14 protein-coding genes and 1 pseudogene are annotated in these 19,447 nt (G+C 46.7%); 12 read left to right on the top strand and 3 right to left on the bottom strand.

Going from position 1 to position 19,447, the window contains the following annotated elements; translation table 11 throughout:
• Nucleotides 1-299 (top strand): annotated as a pseudogene (locus BLW34_RS16975) (hypothetical protein); the annotation flags it as partial.
• A gap of 480 nt (nt 300-779) precedes the next feature.
• Entirely contained in the window at nt 780-2,600 is a 1,821-nt protein-coding gene (gene ftsH, locus BLW34_RS10475) for an ATP-dependent zinc metalloprotease FtsH (protein WP_090579190.1), read from the top strand.
• Nucleotides 2,601-2,607: 7 nt separating this feature from the next.
• On the opposite strand, the gene BLW34_RS10470 is transcribed toward ftsH, so the two are convergent.
• A complete protein-coding gene (locus tag BLW34_RS10470) occupies nt 2,608-3,111 on the bottom strand; it encodes a DUF3293 domain-containing protein (protein ID WP_090579182.1) in 504 nt (167 codons plus the stop codon).
• 53 nt (nt 3,112-3,164) lie between these two features.
• On the opposite strand from BLW34_RS10470, the gene BLW34_RS10465 reads away from it, so the two are divergent.
• Complete coding sequence (locus BLW34_RS10465) at nt 3,165-3,884, top strand: c-type cytochrome (RefSeq protein WP_090539232.1); 720 nt, start codon at nt 3,165-3,167, stop codon at nt 3,882-3,884.
• The gene (locus BLW34_RS10460; RefSeq protein WP_090579179.1) at nt 3,881-5,173 is read left to right on the top strand and encodes a c-type cytochrome; all 1,293 of its coding nucleotides are present in this window, start codon (nt 3,881-3,883) and stop codon (nt 5,171-5,173) included. Before BLW34_RS10465 ends, BLW34_RS10460 begins: the two co-directional genes overlap by 4 nt.
• 57 nt (nt 5,174-5,230) lie before the next feature.
• Here BLW34_RS10460 and cysB read toward each other — a convergent pair whose 3' ends face one another.
• The gene (gene cysB / locus BLW34_RS10455; protein ID WP_090539185.1) at nt 5,231-6,190 is read right to left on the bottom strand and encodes an HTH-type transcriptional regulator CysB; all 960 of its coding nucleotides are present in this window, start codon (nt 6,188-6,190) and stop codon (nt 5,231-5,233) included.
• Between the two features lie 359 nt (nt 6,191-6,549).
• On the opposite strand from cysB, the gene BLW34_RS10450 reads away from it, so the two are divergent.
• The 8 genes from BLW34_RS10450 to BLW34_RS10415 all read left to right on the top strand — a co-directional run bounded on the left by BLW34_RS10450 (nt 6,550) and on the right by BLW34_RS10415 (nt 18,429).
• A complete protein-coding gene (locus tag BLW34_RS10450) occupies nt 6,550-8,646 on the top strand; it encodes a nitrite/sulfite reductase (RefSeq protein ID WP_090579176.1) in 2,097 nt (698 codons plus the stop codon).
• Nucleotides 8,647-8,672: 26 nt separating this feature from the next.
• A complete protein-coding gene (locus tag BLW34_RS10445; protein WP_090579174.1) occupies nt 8,673-9,377 on the top strand; it encodes a phosphoadenylyl-sulfate reductase in 705 nt (234 codons plus the stop codon).
• A gap of 48 nt (nt 9,378-9,425) precedes the next feature.
• Nucleotides 9,426-10,331, top strand: coding sequence for a sulfate adenylyltransferase subunit CysD (gene cysD, locus BLW34_RS10440; RefSeq protein WP_090539179.1), 906 nt, complete (start codon nt 9,426-9,428; stop codon nt 10,329-10,331).
• 66 nt (nt 10,332-10,397) lie between these two features.
• On the top strand, nt 10,398-11,669 hold the full coding sequence (gene cysN / locus BLW34_RS10435; RefSeq protein ID WP_090579188.1) for a sulfate adenylyltransferase subunit CysN: 1,272 nt from the start codon (nt 10,398-10,400) through the stop codon (nt 11,667-11,669).
• A gap of 128 nt (nt 11,670-11,797) precedes the next feature.
• Nucleotides 11,798-15,334, top strand: a complete 3,537-nt coding sequence (locus BLW34_RS10430; protein WP_090579171.1) for an FAD-dependent oxidoreductase — start codon at nt 11,798-11,800, stop codon at nt 15,332-15,334.
• A gap of 202 nt (nt 15,335-15,536) precedes the next feature.
• Entirely contained in the window at nt 15,537-16,664 is a 1,128-nt protein-coding gene (locus BLW34_RS10425) for a Re/Si-specific NAD(P)(+) transhydrogenase subunit alpha (RefSeq protein WP_090579168.1), read from the top strand.
• Nucleotides 16,665-16,737: 73 nt separating this feature from the next.
• Nucleotides 16,738-17,046: an NAD(P) transhydrogenase subunit alpha part 2 gene (locus BLW34_RS10420; protein ID WP_090539173.1), complete on the top strand. Its 309-nt coding sequence runs from the start codon at nt 16,738-16,740 to the stop codon at nt 17,044-17,046.
• Complete coding sequence (locus BLW34_RS10415) at nt 17,047-18,429, top strand: NAD(P)(+) transhydrogenase (Re/Si-specific) subunit beta (RefSeq protein WP_090539171.1); 1,383 nt, start codon at nt 17,047-17,049, stop codon at nt 18,427-18,429. It begins immediately after the preceding gene.
• Between the two features lie 54 nt (nt 18,430-18,483).
• Here BLW34_RS10415 and BLW34_RS10410 read toward each other — a convergent pair whose 3' ends face one another.
• Nucleotides 18,484-19,071 (bottom strand): tetratricopeptide repeat protein, encoded by a 588-nt coding sequence (locus BLW34_RS10410; protein ID WP_256203747.1) that lies wholly within the window; start codon nt 19,069-19,071, stop codon nt 18,484-18,486.
• Nucleotides 19,072-19,447 lie beyond the last annotated feature (376 nt).

The raw sequence follows: 19,447 nt of genomic DNA, 5'->3' as shown, positions 1-19,447 counted from the left end.
AGCAGCAACGAAGATGGCTTAAGCGGCGCCAAGCCGTGGAGCCCGCGATCGGGCATCTCAAATCAGATCACCGAATGGATCGTTGCTGGTTACAGCGAAAACTGGGCGATGCGCTCCATGCAGTACTGTGTGCAACGGGTTACAACCTACGCTGGTTGCTGCGGGCAATGGTTCGCCTGGGGCTGAAGACGGCTTTTTTACGCATTTTATTGCTTCAGCTGGTCAATTCTATCAGGAGCGAACTTCTGACTGTTGATGTGAATACTCGGCATGCTAAATCTATATTAGCAGCCGGGTGAATTTTGCAGGGCCGACTATTGACTTGCAAGATGGATGAGTAAGAGTTAGGTGGGGCGCTCTCGGTGCTGGAGCTGACATACACGGAGTGATAGCTTGAATTAGATTGCAGAATGACGTAATCCATGACGTCAAAATAACAACTATTAGGATAAACTTCCGGTGGTTCTTTCATTTTTTATAATTAATTGATTTTTAGCATAATAAACCGTGCCAGATACCTAGGTATAATGCATGAAAATTAACTTCTTAGGAGAGATTGAGGCAAACTTAAACGCATCATGCTATTACAGATAGCGAGCGTTATTTCTCATGATTTGTATTTTCCATTCTGAAAAGCATGGATAAGATTGATTCTCATAAGATAAGATCATGGATATATGGATTGGGAGTAATCTGACCTGTAACTTATTTAGCTGATTCTTATGATTTCTTAATCGTTTTCTCACTGAGGAAAGGAGTGTCTTATGGATAATAATTTAATGGACAAGAGAGTGCAGTTCAATTTCTGGTACATCGTCATCGCTATTCTTGCCATGATGTTTTTGCAGAATCTTTATACGCAATATACCCGGATTGAGCCGATTCCTTATAGCCGATTCCAGGTGCTGTTAGAACAAGGTAAGGTTGCGGAGGTAGCCATTACAGAAAACCAAATTTATGGCAAGCTAAAAGAAACCGGTGCTGATGAGATTAAAGAGTTTGTCACGACACGGGTTGAGCCTGGACTCGCAGAGAACCTTGACAAATATGATGTGACTTATACTGGGATTATCAAGAGCACTTGGTTGCGCGATTTGCTATCCTGGATTGTACCAATGCTGGTGTTTGTTGGCATCTGGCTGTTTATCATACGCCGTATGGGGGGGGGCATGAGCAGTGGCTTGATGTCGATTGGCAAGAGCCGTGCCAAAGTGTATGTCGAGAAAGAAACCACGGTGACCTTTGCTGATGTGGCGGGGGTCGATGAAGCCAAGGAAGAACTCATCGAAATTATTAATTTTCTGAAGAACCCAGCCGACTATAGCCGGCTGGGTGGAAGAGTGCCAAAGGGAGTTTTGCTGGTGGGGCCGCCCGGAACTGGTAAGACATTGCTGGCCCGAGCGGTGGCGGGTGAAGCAGGGGTGCCGTTTTTTTCGATTTCTGGAGCAGAGTTTGTCGAGATGTTTGTCGGGGTGGGTGCAGCCAGAGTGCGTGATCTTTTCGAGCAAGCACGGAAAATGGCGCCAGCTATCATTTTTATCGATGAGCTCGATTCATTGGGGCGCGCGCGCGGTGCTTATGCATGGGGGGGGCATGACGAAAAGGAGCAAACACTGAATCAGTTGTTGGCAGAGCTCGACGGGTTTGATCCTTCAAGCGGAATCGTATTGCTAGCTGCGACGAATCGTCCGGAAATTCTTGATGCTGCGTTGCTGCGTGCCGGGCGCTTTGACCGTCAGGTGCTGGTGGACCGCCCAGACAAGACCGGACGCGAACAGATTCTAGCAGTTCATCTGAAGAAGGTGAAGTTGAATACGGATGTGAAGTCGGAGCAGATTGCCGCACTTACCCCTGGATTTACTGGCGCGGATCTAGCCAATTTGATCAATGAGGCCGCTTTGCTGGCCACTCGACGCAAGGCGGCTTCCGTGACGATGGATGATTTTAATAATGCGATAGAACGGATTGTTGCCGGTCTTGAAAAGCGTAATCGCCTGCTTAATCCAAATGAACGTAAGATTGTGGCATTTCATGAGCTGGGACATGCCATGGTGGCACTGGCATTGCCCGGTACGGATGAAGTGCACAAGGTGTCGATCATACCCAGGGGAGTGGGCGCGCTGGGTTACACCATCCAACGCCCGACTGAAGATCGCTATCTGATGACCCGGGTGGAATTGGAAAACAAAATGGCCGTGTTGCTCGGTGGGCGGGCAGCCGAGCAGGTGATATTCAATGAGGTATCCACCGGGGCATCGGATGATCTGGTGCGTGCGACCGATATGGCGCGCGCTATGGTATTGCGCTATGGCATGAGTGATGCGCTGGGAAATGTGGCATATGATCGTGAGCGCTCGGCTTTCTTGCAGCAGGGCTTTCCTATGCCGCAGAGCCGTGAATACAGCGAGGATACCGCCAACAAGATCGATACGGCTGTGCGTGCTCTCGTGGATCAGGCGCTTGAACGCGCAATCAGCATCCTTCGCAAAAATCGTGCGCTTCTGGACCAGACTGCTGATGAGTTACTTAAAACTGAGACGCTCAATCAGCCTCAGATAACGGCATTGAAACAGGCGATTGTTCAGGAGGTATCAAGTTAGTGGCGTTTTAACGTAACAAAACCAGTCTGGGAATTGCATCAAAATCAATCCATACGATGGCGTTCTGATCAAATTGTCTACCGAGCGCCTTGGAGGTGGCAAGATCGATGCCTAATGCCAGAAAGCTTGGTTCTGCCGGCCACTTGCCTGCCGGGTCCAGACTTTTGCCTGCAAAAATATGGCTGGAATGGCTGGATAATAGATCGCATAATTGCTTGCTAGCTGTAAGATTTGTTTCTATATGTTGAGATTGGCTGTGCGGATTGTAGGCGGTGATATAGAGGGCGCACTGCGTACCATATTCTTGCATCGGCTTTGATAAGGGTTCGCAATGCTGACCAATATGCAATGTCAGCGTGTCTGGGTCTATCCTTGCCTGGTAGTGGGCTGCGACATAGCATTGGATGAGTTTGGCTGGAATTGCGGATTGCTTTAGACTTTCGTCCAGAATAATTGTATTGTTGTGTTGAGACAAACCATGCAGGAGAGAAGCTTGTGCGTGAAATTTCATTGGAGAAAATGATCCGACGACAGACTGCCTTTATTAATAAAAATGATTGCTACATGAAGCATTCTATTTTAATCATATTGCTTTTTTTTGCTTGCTTGGCAAGTGCTGCAGAAACACCGTTGGTCAGTGTTCCTGATACGCTTGCCGAACGTGTTAAGGCATGCACGATTTGCCATGGCCCAGAGGATAGGCGTGGTAGAGATGCTTATTATCCGCGTATTGCGGGTAAGCTGGAAGGATATCTCTTTAACCAGCTACGTCATTTCAGGGATGGCCGACGTTATTATCAGCCGATGGCCATTTTGCTTGAGAATATGTCGGATGAGTACATGCTGGAAATCGCTCGGTATTTTTCTACTTTAAATTTACCTTATCCATCGCCAGAGCCAGTTGCCATGCTGCCATCAGAAATGAAACTGGCAGAGAATCTTATTCGTTCAGGAGATTCCAAGCGTGATATCCCAGCTTGTAGCGCATGCCATGGAGAAGCTCTGATGGGTGCGGAGCCTTTTATCCCGGGTTTGCTGGGCTTGCCTCATGCTTACATTACGGCTCAATTTGGAAGTTGGCGCAATGGCGGATTGATGCGAGGTCAGCTCTCTGATTGTATGTCTGAAATTGCCAAGAAACTGACTGATGACGAAACTAATGCGATTGCGATGTGGCTGGCAGCTCAGCCTGTTTCGGGAAAACCAAGCCCAGCCGGCACACTCTCTCAGGAATTGGCGCATCGCTGCAGGAGTATCGTCTTGGAAAATGGAGGGATTCAATGAAACCAGGCGCGATTTTTCATATTGCTGGGGAATGGAAGCGTAGCCTTTTATTGCTCGGATATTTGCTGGTCATGTTGTTAACCTCGAATGCTCTGCCAGTTAACGCATCTTCAGAAAAATCAGGCTCATCTGAGCAACGACAGGCGCTGGGTGAATATCTCGCGCGTGTCGGGAATTGTTTGGGGTGCCATACAGCCAAAGGAGGGCAGCCATTTTCCGGGGGACGTCGATTGTCTACGTCATTTGGAACGTTTGTTACACCTAATATCACGTCGGATAAAGAAACAGGCATCGGCCTCTGGAGTGAAGAAGATTTCTGGAAAGCGATGCATGAGGGCAAGTCACGTGATGGCAGACTCCTCTATCCTGCTTTTCCTTTTACGGAATATACCAAGGTGACACGTGAAGACGCAAACCTTATTTTTGCCTATCTTCAGTCGGTGCCGCCTGTTTCCCAATACAACCCACCTCATGAAATCCGCTTTCCCTATAACTATAGACCGCTCTTGTATATCTGGCGGACACTCTTTTTCAAACAGGGAACGTATGAGCCGGATCAAACCAAGAGCGAGGAATGGAATCGGGGTGCGTATCTGGTGCAAGGACTGGGCCATTGCAATGCCTGTCATACTGCTAGGAATGTGCTGGGTGCTAGTCAGGACGATACGGTAGGTGGCGGGCAAATTATGGGGTCAAACTGGTACGCACCATCTCTGACTTCCCAGCAGGAAGCAGGAAGTAGGGACTGGTCTCTTGAAGAGATCGTTGAGTTGCTTTTGTCTGGCATATCCCGTGGCGCAACGACGTCGGGGCCGATGGGAACCGTTGTCAGGCAAAGCTTGCAGTATTTGTCACAGGGTGACATGCGCGCTATGGCAGTTTATCTGCAATCGTTACCCGAGAGTGAGGCGCAGCCTAGAATGAGTTATCCGGAAATGTCGAGAAATGTTCGGCAGTACTTGGCGCAGGGCGAGAAGCTGTATAAAAAACACTGCCAGGAATGTCACGGCACATCGGGTCAGGGCGCGCCAGGCATTTATCCTGCGCTGGCGGGTAATCGCAGTGTGACCATGACAATACCCACTAACGTCATTCGCAGCGTGCTGAATGGAGGGTATCCGCCTACTACCGCAGCAAATCCTAGGCCTTACGGCATGCCACCATTTCAGCAGATCATTCGTGATGAAGAGGTCGCTCAGGTAGTGTCTTTCATCAGGAATGCATGGGGAAATCGTGGCGGCTTGGTGTCAGCCATTGATGTTGATCTGAGTAGAGGGAATGGCCATTAAGGAAGCACTGATTAATTGCCTGCATGAGAAAAATGACTGCGTTGCAGCATTCATCTATTAAATTGTCTCGTGTGAATCTTGCACAGGTATTTTATGCTTAATTTTCATGGCGGCTTTAACCGTCGCCTGGTCGAGGTGGGGAGCAAACATTTCGATGAAGTCATAGACATAACAGCGAATATAGCTGTTACGACTGATGCCGATTCGGGTTGTGCTGGATTCAAACAGATGATCGGCGTCAATTGCGCGGAGATGTTTGTCGCGTTGCGGATCGAAAGCCATTTTCGCCAGTATGCCAATACCTAAACCAAGCTCCACATAGGTTTTGATTACGTCAGCATCGATTGCAGTAAGCACCACATTCGGAGCCAATCCTTTGGATTCAAACGCCTGATTGATTTTTGAGCGACCGGTAAATGCGAAATCGTAGGTAATGATAGGGTATTGAGCGATCGCTTCCAAGGTCAGCGGATGTTGCTTGAGTAGGGGATGTTTGGGGGGGGCAATGATACTGCGATTCCATTGGTAGCAGGGAAGCATGACGAGTTCTTGAAATAGCTCAATTGCTTCTGTGGCAATCGCGAGATCAGCTTCACCTGATGAAACTAAAGTCGAGATCTGGGTGGGGCTGCCCTGGCGCAGAATGAGTTTGACCTTGGGATAACGTTCGGCAAAGCGTTTGATGACAGGAGGAAGCGCATAACGTGCCTGTGTATGGGTCGTGGCAATCACCAGCGTGCCGCTCGCCTTGTCGCTGAATTCCTGGCCAATTTGCTTCAGGTTTTCTGCGTCTCTGAGCATTCTTTCAGCAATTTCGATAATGGCCTGTCCTGGCGGAGTTATTTTCACAATACGCTTGCCATTGCGAACAAAAATATCCACGCCTAACTCTTCCTCAAGAAGCTGAATTTGCCGACTGATTCCTGGCTGTGATGTATGCAGACTCTCGGCTGTTTTGGACAAATTCAGATTTTGATTGGCAATTTCACATAAGTAGCGTAGTTGTTGTAGTTTCATGAAGTGTTATTTATAATAAAAAGTTATATTAATCTAATTTAATATTATTTTGAGATATATAACAGTGCAGCTATGATACGCTTTTTTAAGCAGGTGATCTTGTAAGTAAGTGCATATATGTGCATAGAGGATCAACATTTCGCAAGTGAAACACCAGTTGTGCGGGGTGGCAAATAACATAAAAGTGGCTTGGTGCTTATCTGTTTGACGCTATCTTCCTTTCTGAAGGGCAAGGGTATTGATAACAACTAACGCCAGCAGGTAGATATCGGATAAAATAGCAATAAAATTGTTAATATTTTTTATCCTCATTGGCTGAAAGCTGGTGTGGTAAAAAAACTACGGAGAGAAGAAAGAGGATGGATTATTTAACCGATCTCGCGAATGATGAGGAAATCGACGCATACGATCAATCATTGCAGGATTTTCGTGCGCAGCGTATGGATGTCGATCGCTTTACCGCTACCCGGCTGCAAATGGGGATTTATGGGCAGCGTCAGGAAGGCGTCAATATGGTGCGTATCAAGATCCCTGGTGGGCGGCTGATACCGGTGCAGCTAAATGCGATTGCTGATGCGCTGGAAGAATATGCGCAGCATGGTGAAGCACATATTACTACTCGGCAGGATATTCAATTGCACTATGTGCCACTAACGGATACACCGGCTGTGATGCGTCATCTGGCAAAAGGTAAGCTGACAACCCGTGAAGCGTGCGGGAACACGATACGTAATGTAACGGCTTGCCCCTTGGCGGGAGTCTGTTCACGTGAGCATACCGACATCAGTGAGCATCTCAAAGGAGTTGTCAGGCATTTTCTGCGTAAGCCTTTGAATCAGTTGATGCCGCGCAAATTCAAAATCAGTTTTTCAGGTTGTGAATCGGACTGCGCGCAGGGTATGATCCATGATCTGGGTGTGGTTGCAGTCAGGCAAGGAACGCGCTTTGGTTTCAAAGTGCTGGTAGCCGGGGGGCTGGGACATAAACCTCATGAGGCAATTGTGGTTGAGCCGTTCATCGAAGAAAAAGACTTGTTGTTGGTGATAGAAGCTGTGCTCACGTTGCACAATAAGTATTCTGATCGAGCTAAGCGCGCTAAATCACGTATCAAGTTTCTGGTCGATAAATTCGGCGTTGACGGGTTTATTGAGAAATATCGTGAAGAGCTTGTGCGTGTCAAGGAAGCGCTGGCTGATCAGGATTATCCCAAAGGTGTATGGACTGGCGGTGTGGATAGTGAAGTACCTGGTCCCGGTGCGCCCCGCGCACTATTTGCGCAAAAGCAGTCAGGGCTATTTGTGGTGCCGGTCAGTGTGCGACTCGGACAGTTGACCGTAGCGCAGATGCGAGGAATCGCTGGGATACTGGAGCAGTATGGCTTGAGCGAGATCCGTACCACCCAGGATCAGAATCTGATGCTAGTTAATGTGCCACAAGAGAATATTGCGGCTATTCAGTCTGCATTAGCAGGCCTTGGCTTAGGTTTACCTAAGGCGGGCGATAATGTAGTGGCTTGCCCAGGAACTTCCACATGTCGCTTGGGAATCACTTCCAGTCCGACTCTCGGAGGTAAATTATGGGGAGGGAACGATGACTTGCGTATCCGTGTCTCAGGCTGCCACAATGGTTGCGCTCAACCGGAAAGTGGTGATATTGGGATTTATGGTGAAGGCAAGCGTATGTACGGTAAGTTGATACCTCACTATCAGATGTATTTCGGTGGCAATGGCATGGCCAATGGTGGTTTGGCTTTTAAAGGTCCGTCAGTGCCGAGTGCACGCGTTGAAGTCGCAGTGGAGCGAGTAAGATCAGCGTATGCTACAGACCGTGAAGCGGGAGAAACATTTTTTAACTGGACGCGACGGGTAGGTCAGGGTTATTTTGCTGAACTTCTGGCTGATATCGTGGAGGTTAAGCAAGAGGATGTGCACTCGGTACTACGTGATCATGGTCAAGGTGATGATTTCAGAGTATTCCAGTTTGGTGGTGGAGAGTGTGCGGGCGCAAAACAATTACAAATTGGTACGGCTTTCTTCGACGCTGCAAACGAGCGCAATTACCGTAATGCACTTAAGTTTCAGCGCAAATTTGAGGACTCGGTTAAGTGTGCAGAAGAGATTGTACGTCTGATTGGTCAAGGAGTGGTCCAATTGGTAGGTGGTCGGAAATGTGATGATCTGGTAGAACAGGCGGAAGAGTTGCAACGCGTATTGCCAGCTAAGCCTAATCTGGCTAAAACATTGGCTAAGCTTGCTCAAGATTTTACGCACCCTGCCAATGAGTTAACTGATGCATTACTGACTGAATGGTATGCAGAATTGGATGCATGGACACTCGATGTGGCTGAGTTCTGTACTGGCTTTAATAGTCAGCTCGACTTGACGGGTTCACTACCACAAAACGTTGTCCAGTCATTGCAAATTCAGAAAGCTTCGCAGTCAGCTACGGTCCTATAAGACGTCTTGTGACAAATAGGAAATAGATGAGCCAATGTGATGTAGCGCAGAAGGTCGAGCAATTACACGTTTTGCTCGCAAAGATACAGCAGGAATATGCGCCTGCTGTATTTGCCAGCAGTTTTGGTGCTGAAGACATGGTGTTGACCGACTTGATTGCGCGTTACTATCCGAATATTGCCGTGTTTACGCTGGATACAGGCCGGTTACCTCAAGAAACCTATGATTTGATGCAGGTGGTGAGAGATCGTTATGGTCTTTCTATTCAGGTGTATTTTCCTGATGCGGCTGCAGTGGAAAGTTATGTTGCGCAAAATGGCCCTAATGGGTTCTATCAAAGTGTTGAGCTACGCAAGCGCTGCTGTTACATTCGGAAAGTCGAGCCGCTGCGTCGTGCATTGTCGGGTAAGCGTGCCTGGATCACAGGGATGCGTCGCGAACAAGCAGTTACTCGAGACAGTTTGGCAATATCCTCGTTTGATGCTGAGAATAACATGCAAAAGTTTAATCCACTGTGTGAATGGAGCAATGCCGAAGTATGGGAGTATCTTAAGCAGCATGATGTGCCCTACAACAAGTTGCATGATCGTTTTTATCCGAGTATTGGCTGCGCTCCTTGTACGCGTGCGGTCACCCCTGGAGAAGACGTTCGATCTGGGCGCTGGTGGTGGGAGAACCCTGAAAGTAAAGAGTGTGGACTGCATATAAATAAAGTTAAGTCGGTAAAATAGAGATAGATTTCACTAAGATTATTTTTAGAAGCTAAAAGAAAGAAGAGAATGAGTAATCAAACCTTTACCCATCTGGATGCTCTCGAGAGTGAAGCAATTCATATCATGCGAGAGGTGGCAGCTGAATGCGCTAATCCTGCATTATTGTTCTCTGGGGGAAAAGACTCAGTTGTGTTATTGCGATTGGCAGAAAAGGCTTTTCGGCCAGGGCGTTTCCCTTTTCCTTTGCTGCATATTGATACGGAGCATAATTTTCCTGAAGTGATTGAATTTCGCGATCACCGCGCCATGGAGTTGGGTGAACGACTGATTGTGCGCAGTATGGAAGATTCTATCAAGAGAGGTAAGGTAGTGCTGCGATCACAAAACCAAAGCCGGAACCCATTTCAGTCCATCACGTTATTGGATGCTATTGCTGAATTTGGTTTTGATGCCTGTATTGGTGGAGCTCGTCGTGATGAGGAAAAAGCACGTGCTAAAGAGCGCATTTTTTCATTCCGTGATGAATTTGGTCAATGGGATCCAAAAAATCAGCGGCCGGAGCTATGGAGTCTTTACAACACGCGAACCCATCCAGGAGAGAACATTCGTGTGTTTCCGATCAGCAACTGGACTGAGCTGGATGTGTGGGAGTATATTGCGCGGGAAGAACTGGAAGTACCTTCCATTTATTTTGCTCATTGGCGAGAGGTTATTCCACGTGATGCGGGCTTATTGCCGGTATCGTATCTAGTACAACCCAAAGAGGGTGAGCAAGTCGAAAAAATAATGGTGCGCTTCCGTACAGTTGGAGATATGAGCTGTACATGCCCGGTTGCTTCACAAGCCAAAAATGTTAGTGAAATTATTGCTGAGACGGCAATGACACGCATTACTGAGCGTGGTGCGACACGTATGGATGATCAAACTTCAGATGCCTCAATGGAATTACGCAAGAAAGAAGGGTATTTCTAAAAGCATCTTTTTTTGGAAGATATGGATTATTTCAACTTTAAGAATCAATTATCAGAAGGCTCTAAAATGTCGGTAGTTGGGAATATCGGGCTTGATCGTGCTGAATTATTGCGCTTTATTGCTGCAGGAAGTGTAGATGACGGAAAAAGTACCTTGATAGGACGTTTGTTACATGACTCAAAATCCATTTTTGAGGATCAATTGAGCTCCATTGCACGCACCTCAAATAAGCGTGGAATGCAAAGCGTGGACCTCTCGCTGCTTACCGATGGCCTGCAAGCGGAGCGGGAGCAAGGTATTACGATTGATGTGGCTTATCGTTATTTTGCAACTCCCAAACGTAAATTCATCATTGCGGATACACCCGGCCATGAGCAGTATACTCGGAATATGGTAACAGGGGCTTCCACTGCCAATCTAGCTATTATTCTGATCGATGCGCGCAAGGGTGTGCTTACCCAGTCTCGTCGTCATGCCTATTTAGCAAGTCTGGTAGGTATTCCCCATTTGGTCGTGGCAGTTAATAAAATGGATCTGGTGGATTATTCGCGTGAGGTGTTTGAGCGTATATGCAATGATTTTGCTACTTTTGCGCAAGGACTTCGCTTGCGTAATATCGAATATATTCCTATGTCTGCTTTAGTCGGGGATATGGTGGTGGAGAGGGGTGACAAGCTTACTTGGTATGAAGGTAGGGCATTGATAGATTTACTGGAAGATATTGATATTGAACACGATATCAATACTGATGATTTCCGTTTTCCAGTGCAATGGGTTTGTCGTCCGCAAACGGAAGCATTGCACGATTTTCGGGGATATATGGGCCGCGTTGAATCAGGTTCTATTCGTGTAGGTGATGCCGTGACGATTCTACCTTCAGGATTAACCTCACGTATCAAGGAAATTCTCCTGTATCAAGATTCCTTTGATGATGCCTTCGCACCGCAATCTGTCACACTGACTATCGAAGATCATCTAGATATCTCCCGGGGAGACATGCTGGTAAAAACTGAAGAGCAACCAAAGATCAAGAAAGAGTTTGCAGCAATGCTGTGCTGGTTGTCAGAACAGTCACTTGATCCTAAACGCAAATATATCGTTAAGCACACGACTCGAATGGTTAAGGGAGTGGTTAGCCAGATTGATTATCGTGTAGATGTCAATACGCTAAATCATGAGACGACAGATTCCTTGAAAATGAATGATATTGCGCGAGTTGTGATGAAAGTCCAGCAGCCATTGGTATGCGATGACTATGCATCCAATCGCGCTACGGGCAGTTTTATTATGATTGATGAGACAAGTAATAATACGGTTGCAGCCGGTATGATCTGTTAGATCGATTATCAGAGTAGTTCTCATTTTCTTACACCCTATACAGAATCCCAATATCGCGAAGAACGGTACCAGCGTCAGATTTGACGCGGTACCTTTATTTTCATACAGATAATACCAAACAAAAAACTATGACAAATTCAGCATCAACGCTTAACAGTCTCTCAACAGAGGTTGTTTCTCCCGGCCTTAAATTTGGCGTGACTTTTGCAGATTTATATAACCGTGATGGTTTGGTAAAGCTGGATGAGGCATTTCTAGATTTTCTGCGGGAGGGGGAAGCTGGATTACGTGCCTGTCTGGATCATGCCCGCCGGTATCCAGATGAGTTGGCGCCTAAAGATGAATCTGCTTTTCTGATTGAGCTTGCTCCCTGGTTGGAAGATTTTATTGCACAGCTCTTTGGTATTGAGAATCAGGTGCGTGCGCTTGCAGCACGCCATCATGAACTTGCCCCACTTTATTTTTGTAAGCGGCAATTTGTGCAGCGTCGTGCAAAAACTAAGGTAAGCGATGAAGTATTGCAAACGATAGATGGCATTACCTTAGAACAAAAACTGGAAGCTGAATTTGGCGAACCTTTTTCAGAGTTAGTGTTTGCAACCCATGTCGCGCAGTGGATGGAGGATGAAGCCAGCAATACAGCACGTTTGAATGATGCACTGCACTATGCTGCATGGGCATTACGCACAACTTCGGGACAAACACACACACAGCAGGGAGTGTTATTCAAGTCTCCAGCAAAACTCGATTATTTTCACTTATTGTCACTGTCGACTGATGACCATGCAGGATTTACCGTTCATCGTCTCGATCATTTGCGCCACCGAGAAGGTTTTTCATTGACTGATGAAGGAACTGATTTAGTGGGTGCATTGGATGAAACCAATTATTGTATCTGGTGCCATGAACAGGGAAAGGATTCCTGCTCAAAAGGATTTATACTAAAAGCTAAAAATCCAGAAGAACCACCTTCTTTCAAGAAAAGCGAGTTGGGTGCTTTGCTGGCAGGCTGTCCGCTGGAAGAGCGAATCTCGGAATTTCACAAGCTCAAGTCGCAGGGTGTAGCGGTCGGCAGTCTGGCGATGATTATACTGGATAATCCCATGTGCGCAGGGACGGGGCATCGTATCTGTAATGACTGCATGAAATCCTGCATATATCAGAAGCAGGATCCGGTCGATATTCCTCAAGCAGAAACCCGTACGCTCAAAGATGTGCTTGAATTGCCCTGGGGATTTGAGATATACAGCCTGCTTACACGCTGGAATCCACTTGATTTACATAGGCCCTTACCTAAGCCATCGACAGGCAAGAAAATATTGGTTGTAGGCATGGGACCCGCCGGATATACCTTGGCACACCATTTAATGAATGATGGCCATACTGTGGTGGGTATTGATGGTCTCAAAATTGAGCCGTTGCCAGCAGAGATTTCCGGTGTCAATCTACATGGTCAGCGCGTTCCATTTTCTGCTATTCGAGATACGGACATGTTGCGCGTAGATTTGAATGAACGCATGGCGGGAGGTTTTGGTGGCGTGGCGGAATACGGTATTACCGTACGTTGGGATAAGAATTTTCTTAAATTAATCCGTCTCTTGCTGGAGCGGCGAGCAGAGTTTGCGCTCTTTGGTAGTGTGCGCTTCGGCGGCACTTTGACGGCGGATGATGCATTGGCTTTGGGCTTTGATCACATCGCATTGGCTGCTGGTGCAGGGCGTCCAACAATTCTTGATTTACCGAATGGTTTAGCACGAGGAGTGCGCGCTGCTTCTGATTTTTTGATGGCACTCCAGTTATCAGGCGCAGCACAGGCTGATTCTATTGCCAACATGCAGCTACGTTTACCTGCTGTCGTAATTGGTGGCGGGCTGACTGCAATTGATACGGCTACCGAAGCGCTGGCTTATTATCCGGTACAAGTCGAGAAATTCCTGAAGCGCTACGAAATACTTGTTTCAGAGCAGGGTGAAGCTAAGGTTCGTCATTCTTGGGACGAAGAGGAGCGGGAAATTGCAGAAGAATTTTTAACACACGCTCGAGCGATTCGTGCAGAGCGTGCTCAGGCGGTACAGGAAGGTCGTGAGCCTGATATTCTGAAGCTGTTGCAATCGTGGGGGGGGGCTACGATAGCTTATCGTAAGCGCTTGATAGACAGTCCTTCTTATACGCTGAACCATGAGGAAGTCGAGAAAGCGCTGGAGGAAGGTATTTGGTTTGCTGAAGGACTGACACCTCTGCGGGTGGATGTAGACGAGTGGGAGCATATAAAATCGATCAGATTTTCTGTCCAAGCATTGGATGAAGCAGGACAATGGCAAAAAACTCGAGAAGTTGAGTTACCAGCCCGGGCAATTCTGGTCGCTGCAGGAACCCATCCGAATACTGTGCTTGCCAGAGAAGATGAGAAATATTTCAAGCTGAGCGGGCGTTATTTTTCTGCCTGTGATGAGCAGGGAAATCCTGTGAGTCTGCCGAAAGGTAATCCTAAGCCAGAAACACCAGCAGTATTGCTGAGTCGTTGTGAAGATGGGCGTTTTATCAGCTTCTTTGGCGATTTACATCCGTCATATTCAGGAAATGTGGTAAAAGCCATGGCTAGCGCTAAACAGGGATATCCAATTGTCAGTCGGGTGCTTGATCATATTACGCCTTCTTCGACTCAATCAGTCTCGCAGTTTTTTGCTGAAATGAATCATCAATTGAAGCCTATTGTTCATAAGGTGGAGAGGCTGACACCTAATATTATTGAAATAATTGTGCAAGCTCCCATGGCTGCCAAACACTTTCAACCTGGGCAGTTTTACCGCTTCCAGAATTTTGCAACACTTGCTACGACAATCGAGGATACCCGATTAGCAATGGAAGGTATAGCGTTGACAGGAGCATCGGTAGATATTTCAAATGGGCGCGTCTCGCTGATCGCACTGGAGATGGGGGGATCTGCAAATTTATGCACGTTACTCAAACCTGAAGATCCAGTTGTGCTGATGGGGCCTACTGGAACACCTACCGAGATTTTTCACGATGAGACTGTTGTGCTGGTAGGAGGGGGACTCGGGAATGCGGTATTATTTTCTATTGGCGCTACGGCGCGCGCAGCAGGATCCCGCGTTTTATATTTTGCAGGCTACAAAAAACTTATTGATCGTTACAAAGTAGCTGAAATTGAGTCAGCGGCAGATACAGTAGTGTGGTGTTGTGATGAAGCGCCTGGGTTTGAGCCCTCCAGGCCGGGTGATTTTAGTTTTGTCGGGAATATTGTTCAGGCCATGGTTGCCTATGGCAGCGGTACACTCGGTGTTCAACCGATACCCTTAGCAGACGCTGATCGCATCATCGCGATTGGTTCTGATCGGATGATGGCTGCAGTGGGCTTTGCGCGTCATCACCAGCTTCAGCCTTACTTGAAGGAAAATCACTTTGCCATAGGATCCATTAATTCACCGATGCAATGCATGATGAAGGAAATCTGCGCCCAGTGCTTGCAACCACATAAAGATCCTAAAACCGGAGAGATTACTTATGTCTTTTCGTGCTTTAATCAGGATCAGCCGTTGGATTGGGTCGATTTTGGTAGTCTTGCGTCGCGATTGCGACAAAACAGTGCACAGGAGAAATTGACGAGTCAATGGATCAATCGTTGTCTGAAAAATCTAAATTGAATAAATAAAGAAATTGCTTTTCGTAGTTATGTTTCGAGTGCAAATAAGTATGAAGTATGAATTTAATGGTTGAACATTTTGTAAGATTGTATCAATCAGAGTAATGCATGCATCTAGTTTCATTTATAATCACGCATTCGAGGAAAATTATGCAAAGCATTAGGTATTTTCAAGTTTGAATAAAGGATAAGGGAGATTGTCGATGCACATAGGCATACCTGCAGAAATTTATGCGGGAGAAACACGTGTAGCAGCTACGCCGGAAACGGTCAAGAAATATACTGCCAAGGGTTTTCATACTGTTCTTGTTCAGTCTGGCGCAGGTGCTGGTGCGAGTATTCCTGATGCTGCATACCAAGAAGCGGGTGCAACTATCGTTAATGATGTTTCGCAATTATATAGTCAATCACAGATTGTACTTAAAGTGCGCGGCCCAGGAACGGATGAGCTAGCTTTGATACGCAAGGATGCAGTTTTGATTGGCTTGCTGTCACCTCATCAGATGGAAGGGATCGAGGTACTCGCTGGACATGGCCTGACTGCATTTTCCATGGAGAAATTGCCGCGTATCTCTCGTGCACAAAGTATGGATGTGCTGTCTTCTCAGGCAAATATTGGCGGATATAAGGCGGTCATTATGGCTGCTAATGTTTATCAGAAATTCTTTCCCATGCTGATGACAGCAGCTGGTACGGTTAAAGCTGCTAGAGTATTAGTGCTGGGAGCGGGGGTAGCAGGTTTGCAGGCGATTGCGACAGCCAAAAGGCTGGGCGCAGTGATTGAAGCATTTGATGTCCGTCCGGCAGTTAAAGAGCAGGTCGAAAGCCTTGGTGCAAAATTTGTGGAGGTTCCCCTGACTGAGGAAGAGAAAGCGAAGGCTGAAACAGCTGGCGGCTATGCAACTGAAATGTCGGAGGATTACAAACGCCGGCAAGGAGAATTAGTTCATGCAAGAGCTGCCGCAGCGGATATTGTCATTACAACTGCATTGATACCTGGGCGTCCGGCGCCAGTTTTGATCCGAGAAGAAACGGTTCAGGCGATGAAGCCTGGCTCGGTAATTGTAGATATGGCGGTGGAAGCGGGTGGGAACTGTCCCCTGTCTGAGTTGAATAAAACCGTGGTAAAACATGGTGTTCATCTCATTGGTATTGCTAATCTTCCTGGTTTAGTGGCTGCAGATGCAAGCGCGCTCTATGCACGTAATCTTATGAACTTCCTTAATTTGATGCTTGATTCAAATAATGGCGAACTCAAAATAAACTGGGAGGATGAGATTATTGCCGGAACATTGGTTTGTTCGGGTGGAGAAGTGATCAAAAAAATATAAAACAGAAAGTGAAGAGTTGCTTTAGTGTGCGCTTCAGATTCTATAAAAGTTAATGAGTTCAAGAGGAACAAACATGATTGGTGAAATTGATCCAACGATAATTCATCTTACTGTATTCGTATTGGCGGTTTTTGTTGGCTATCACGTGGTATGGAATGTGACACCAGCTTTGCATACACCGCTGATGTCAGTGACTAATGCCATTTCAAGTATTATTTTAGTAGGCGCAATGTTGGCTGCAGGCCCAGCTGAATCGGATTGGGGCGCCTGGTTAGGGGCTGCAGCAGTAATCCTTGCTTCCATCAACGTATTCGGTGGATTTCTCGTCACCCAGCGTATGTTAGAAATGTTTAGAAAAAAAGATAAAAAAGGAAGCGCTTAAATGTCTGCTGATTTGATTGCTCTCGCTTATCTGGTTGCGGCGGTTTTTTTCATTTTGGCCCTGAAAGGGCTTAGTTCACCTCTTTCCGCTCGGCGCGGTAATTTCTTTGGAATGGTTGGAATGACGATTGCCGTTGGCACTACTCTGACCATTACCGAGAATTGGGCATTGATACTGGGGTGTATTGCTATAGGTGCGATTGTAGGTTCTATTGTGGCGCAACGAGTTCAGATGACAGCCATGCCGGAATTGGTTGCTTTCATGCACTCATTGGTTGGTTTGGCTGCGGTATTTATAGCCATTGCTGCCGTCAATAATCCTGTTTCATTCGGCCTGTCTGAAGTATTGCCAGCTGGTAGCAAGCTGGAATTGTTTCTGGGAACGTTTATTGGTGCCATGACCTGGTCTGGTTCAGTCATTGCCTTTCTCAAGTTGTCTGGTCGCATGAGCGGAGCTCCCGTTGTGTTCACTGGACAGCACATGATCAATTTGCTGCTGGCAATCGTTATGATTGGTTTTGGCTTATGGTTCTTTTTCAGCGAAATAACCAATTGGACAGCATTTATTGCCATGACAGCTATCGCATTTCTGCTCGGATTCCTCATTATCATTCCTATCGGGGGAGCTGACATGCCGGTAGTGATTTCCATGCTGAATTCCTATTCTGGCTGGGCAGCAGCAGGTATCGGCTTTTCACTTGGCAACCCAATGCTCATTATTGCTGGCTCGTTGGTGGGCAGCTCGGGGGCAATTCTGTCATATATCATGTGCAAGGCCATGAATCGTCCCTTTCTCTCTGTCATACTGGGTGGTTTTGGTAGTGAAGGTGGTGCCCAAGGCGCGAGTGATGGAACACAGAAAACCTATCGAAGCGGTAGTGCAGACGACGCAGCATTTTTGATGGGTAATGCAGATAGCGTTATTATTATTCCAGGTTATGGCTTGGCCGTAGCTCGTGCACAACATTCGGTCAAAGAGCTTGCAGAAGTACTGCATCGAAAAGGTGTCAATGTTCGTTTTGCTATTCACCCCGTAGCAGGTCGTATGCCGGGGCATATGAACGTGCTACTTGCTGAAGCCGAAATACCCTATGAGCAGGTTTTGGAGATGGAAGAAATTAACAGCGATTTTCCTAATACCGATGTAGTACTTGTTTTAGGTGCAAATGACGTGGTCAATCCAGCTGCAAATGTTCCGGGCAGTCCTATCTACGGTATGCCTATTCTGGAGGCACACAAGGCCCGCACGGTGATAGTTGTCAAGCGTAGTATGGCTGCCGGCTATGCTGGTCTTGACAATGACTTATTCTATATGGACAAGACAATGATGGTGTTCGGTGATGCCAAGAAGGTTGTAGAGGATATGGTCAAAGCGGTGGTGTAATACGTATGAGATTCTTATTTTCCTATACTTCTTTCATGTAGCGTTCACAAAAAATTAATTGGAATTATTTTTTTGATTCGCTAACCATTCGCGTGCTGTTTTCTGAGCTTGGGCTAGCTGTTTCGCAGTAAGTGATCTCATTATTTTATCTCGGGCTGCGACAGCTTGCTCAATGCCGGCAGCCGCAGCCAAATTTAACCACACATAGCTTTTTTCATTGTCAGGATTAACGCCTAGACCATTGTGGTAGAGTAAGCCTAGTTCATATTGCGCAAGTGCATGATTCTGCTCTGCTGCTGACGTAAACCACTTTGCAGCTTCTTCGAAATCTTGTAACGTTCCTTTTCCCGTCAGATAGAGTGAACCAAGCTGGTACTGCGCATCAGCACTACCTTTGATTGCTTTCTCAAGATAGAGATGAACGGTATAGAGGCGATTATCGTTTGAATTCGGCACAAATGAATTAGGCCCCGTGTTGGGAATTGTAGACTGATCTTTAGTTGCTTCCGATATAACTTTAACTTCATTCAGCATATTCGAATCAAGTTTTGGTTGAGGTTGAACTTTTTTTGTTTCGGGAGGGGTAGCCCGGGCTAAATCATGATGCTCGTTGCTCGCGATAATCTCGTCGGATGGAACCATTATCCAAACTAAAGCAGTTAATAATAAGCCGCTACAAAAGAGTAGAGCCGCTATAAGGTATGGATTTTTTCTCCAAAAGCGCGCCTTACAATCTCGACAGCGTAATGGTACCAGGAACCAATTTAATGCAGTGCGTTCTCCTGGTCTGAGGCGAGATCTGTGAGCATGATCACTGCCGCATTCGGGACATTGATTATTCATGGTTGCGAGTGTTTTTAAAAAAGATAATTTTTATATGGAAATCGCTCGTCTAGCAAGACTTATTATTGCAAGCAATTGATAAATTTTATAAAAAATAAGACGGCTCAACTTAGAAGCTTAAGTTGGGCGAGCCGCATGGAGAGTGTGGTTTTTCGGGGGGCAGTGCGAAGCAAGA

The organism is Nitrosomonas sp. Nm58, assembly GCF_900107335.1.
GTDB lineage: Bacteria > Pseudomonadota > Gammaproteobacteria > Burkholderiales > Nitrosomonadaceae > Nitrosomonas.
Note: the sequence above shows the minus strand (reverse complement) of the source record. Positions and strands in the feature narration are given on the sequence as shown.

What these genes read in the sequence shown, in the direction of transcription:
- ftsH (WP_090579190.1), top strand. Translation starts at nt 780, where the DNA reads ATGGACAAGAGAGTGCAGTTCAATTTCTGGTACATCGTCATCGCTATT.
- BLW34_RS10470 (WP_090579182.1), bottom strand. Translation starts at nt 3,111, where the DNA reads ATGAAATTTCACGCACAAGCTTCTCTCCTGCATGGTTTGTCTCAACAC.
- BLW34_RS10465 (WP_090539232.1), top strand. Translation starts at nt 3,165, where the DNA reads ATGAAGCATTCTATTTTAATCATATTGCTTTTTTTTGCTTGCTTGGCA.
- BLW34_RS10460 (WP_090579179.1), top strand. Translation starts at nt 3,881, where the DNA reads ATGAAACCAGGCGCGATTTTTCATATTGCTGGGGAATGGAAGCGTAGC.
- cysB (WP_090539185.1), bottom strand. Translation starts at nt 6,190, where the DNA reads ATGAAACTACAACAACTACGCTACTTATGTGAAATTGCCAATCAAAAT.
- BLW34_RS10450 (WP_090579176.1), top strand. Translation starts at nt 6,550, where the DNA reads ATGGATTATTTAACCGATCTCGCGAATGATGAGGAAATCGACGCATAC.
- BLW34_RS10445 (WP_090579174.1), top strand. Translation starts at nt 8,673, where the DNA reads ATGAGCCAATGTGATGTAGCGCAGAAGGTCGAGCAATTACACGTTTTG.
- cysD (WP_090539179.1), top strand. Translation starts at nt 9,426, where the DNA reads ATGAGTAATCAAACCTTTACCCATCTGGATGCTCTCGAGAGTGAAGCA.
- cysN (WP_090579188.1), top strand. Translation starts at nt 10,398, where the DNA reads ATGTCGGTAGTTGGGAATATCGGGCTTGATCGTGCTGAATTATTGCGC.
- BLW34_RS10430 (WP_090579171.1), top strand. Translation starts at nt 11,798, where the DNA reads ATGACAAATTCAGCATCAACGCTTAACAGTCTCTCAACAGAGGTTGTT.
- BLW34_RS10425 (WP_090579168.1), top strand. Translation starts at nt 15,537, where the DNA reads ATGCACATAGGCATACCTGCAGAAATTTATGCGGGAGAAACACGTGTA.
- BLW34_RS10420 (WP_090539173.1), top strand. Translation starts at nt 16,738, where the DNA reads ATGATTGGTGAAATTGATCCAACGATAATTCATCTTACTGTATTCGTA.
- BLW34_RS10415 (WP_090539171.1), top strand. Translation starts at nt 17,047, where the DNA reads ATGTCTGCTGATTTGATTGCTCTCGCTTATCTGGTTGCGGCGGTTTTT.
- BLW34_RS10410 (WP_256203747.1), bottom strand. Translation starts at nt 19,071, where the DNA reads ATGGTTCCATCCGACGAGATTATCGCGAGCAACGAGCATCATGATTTA.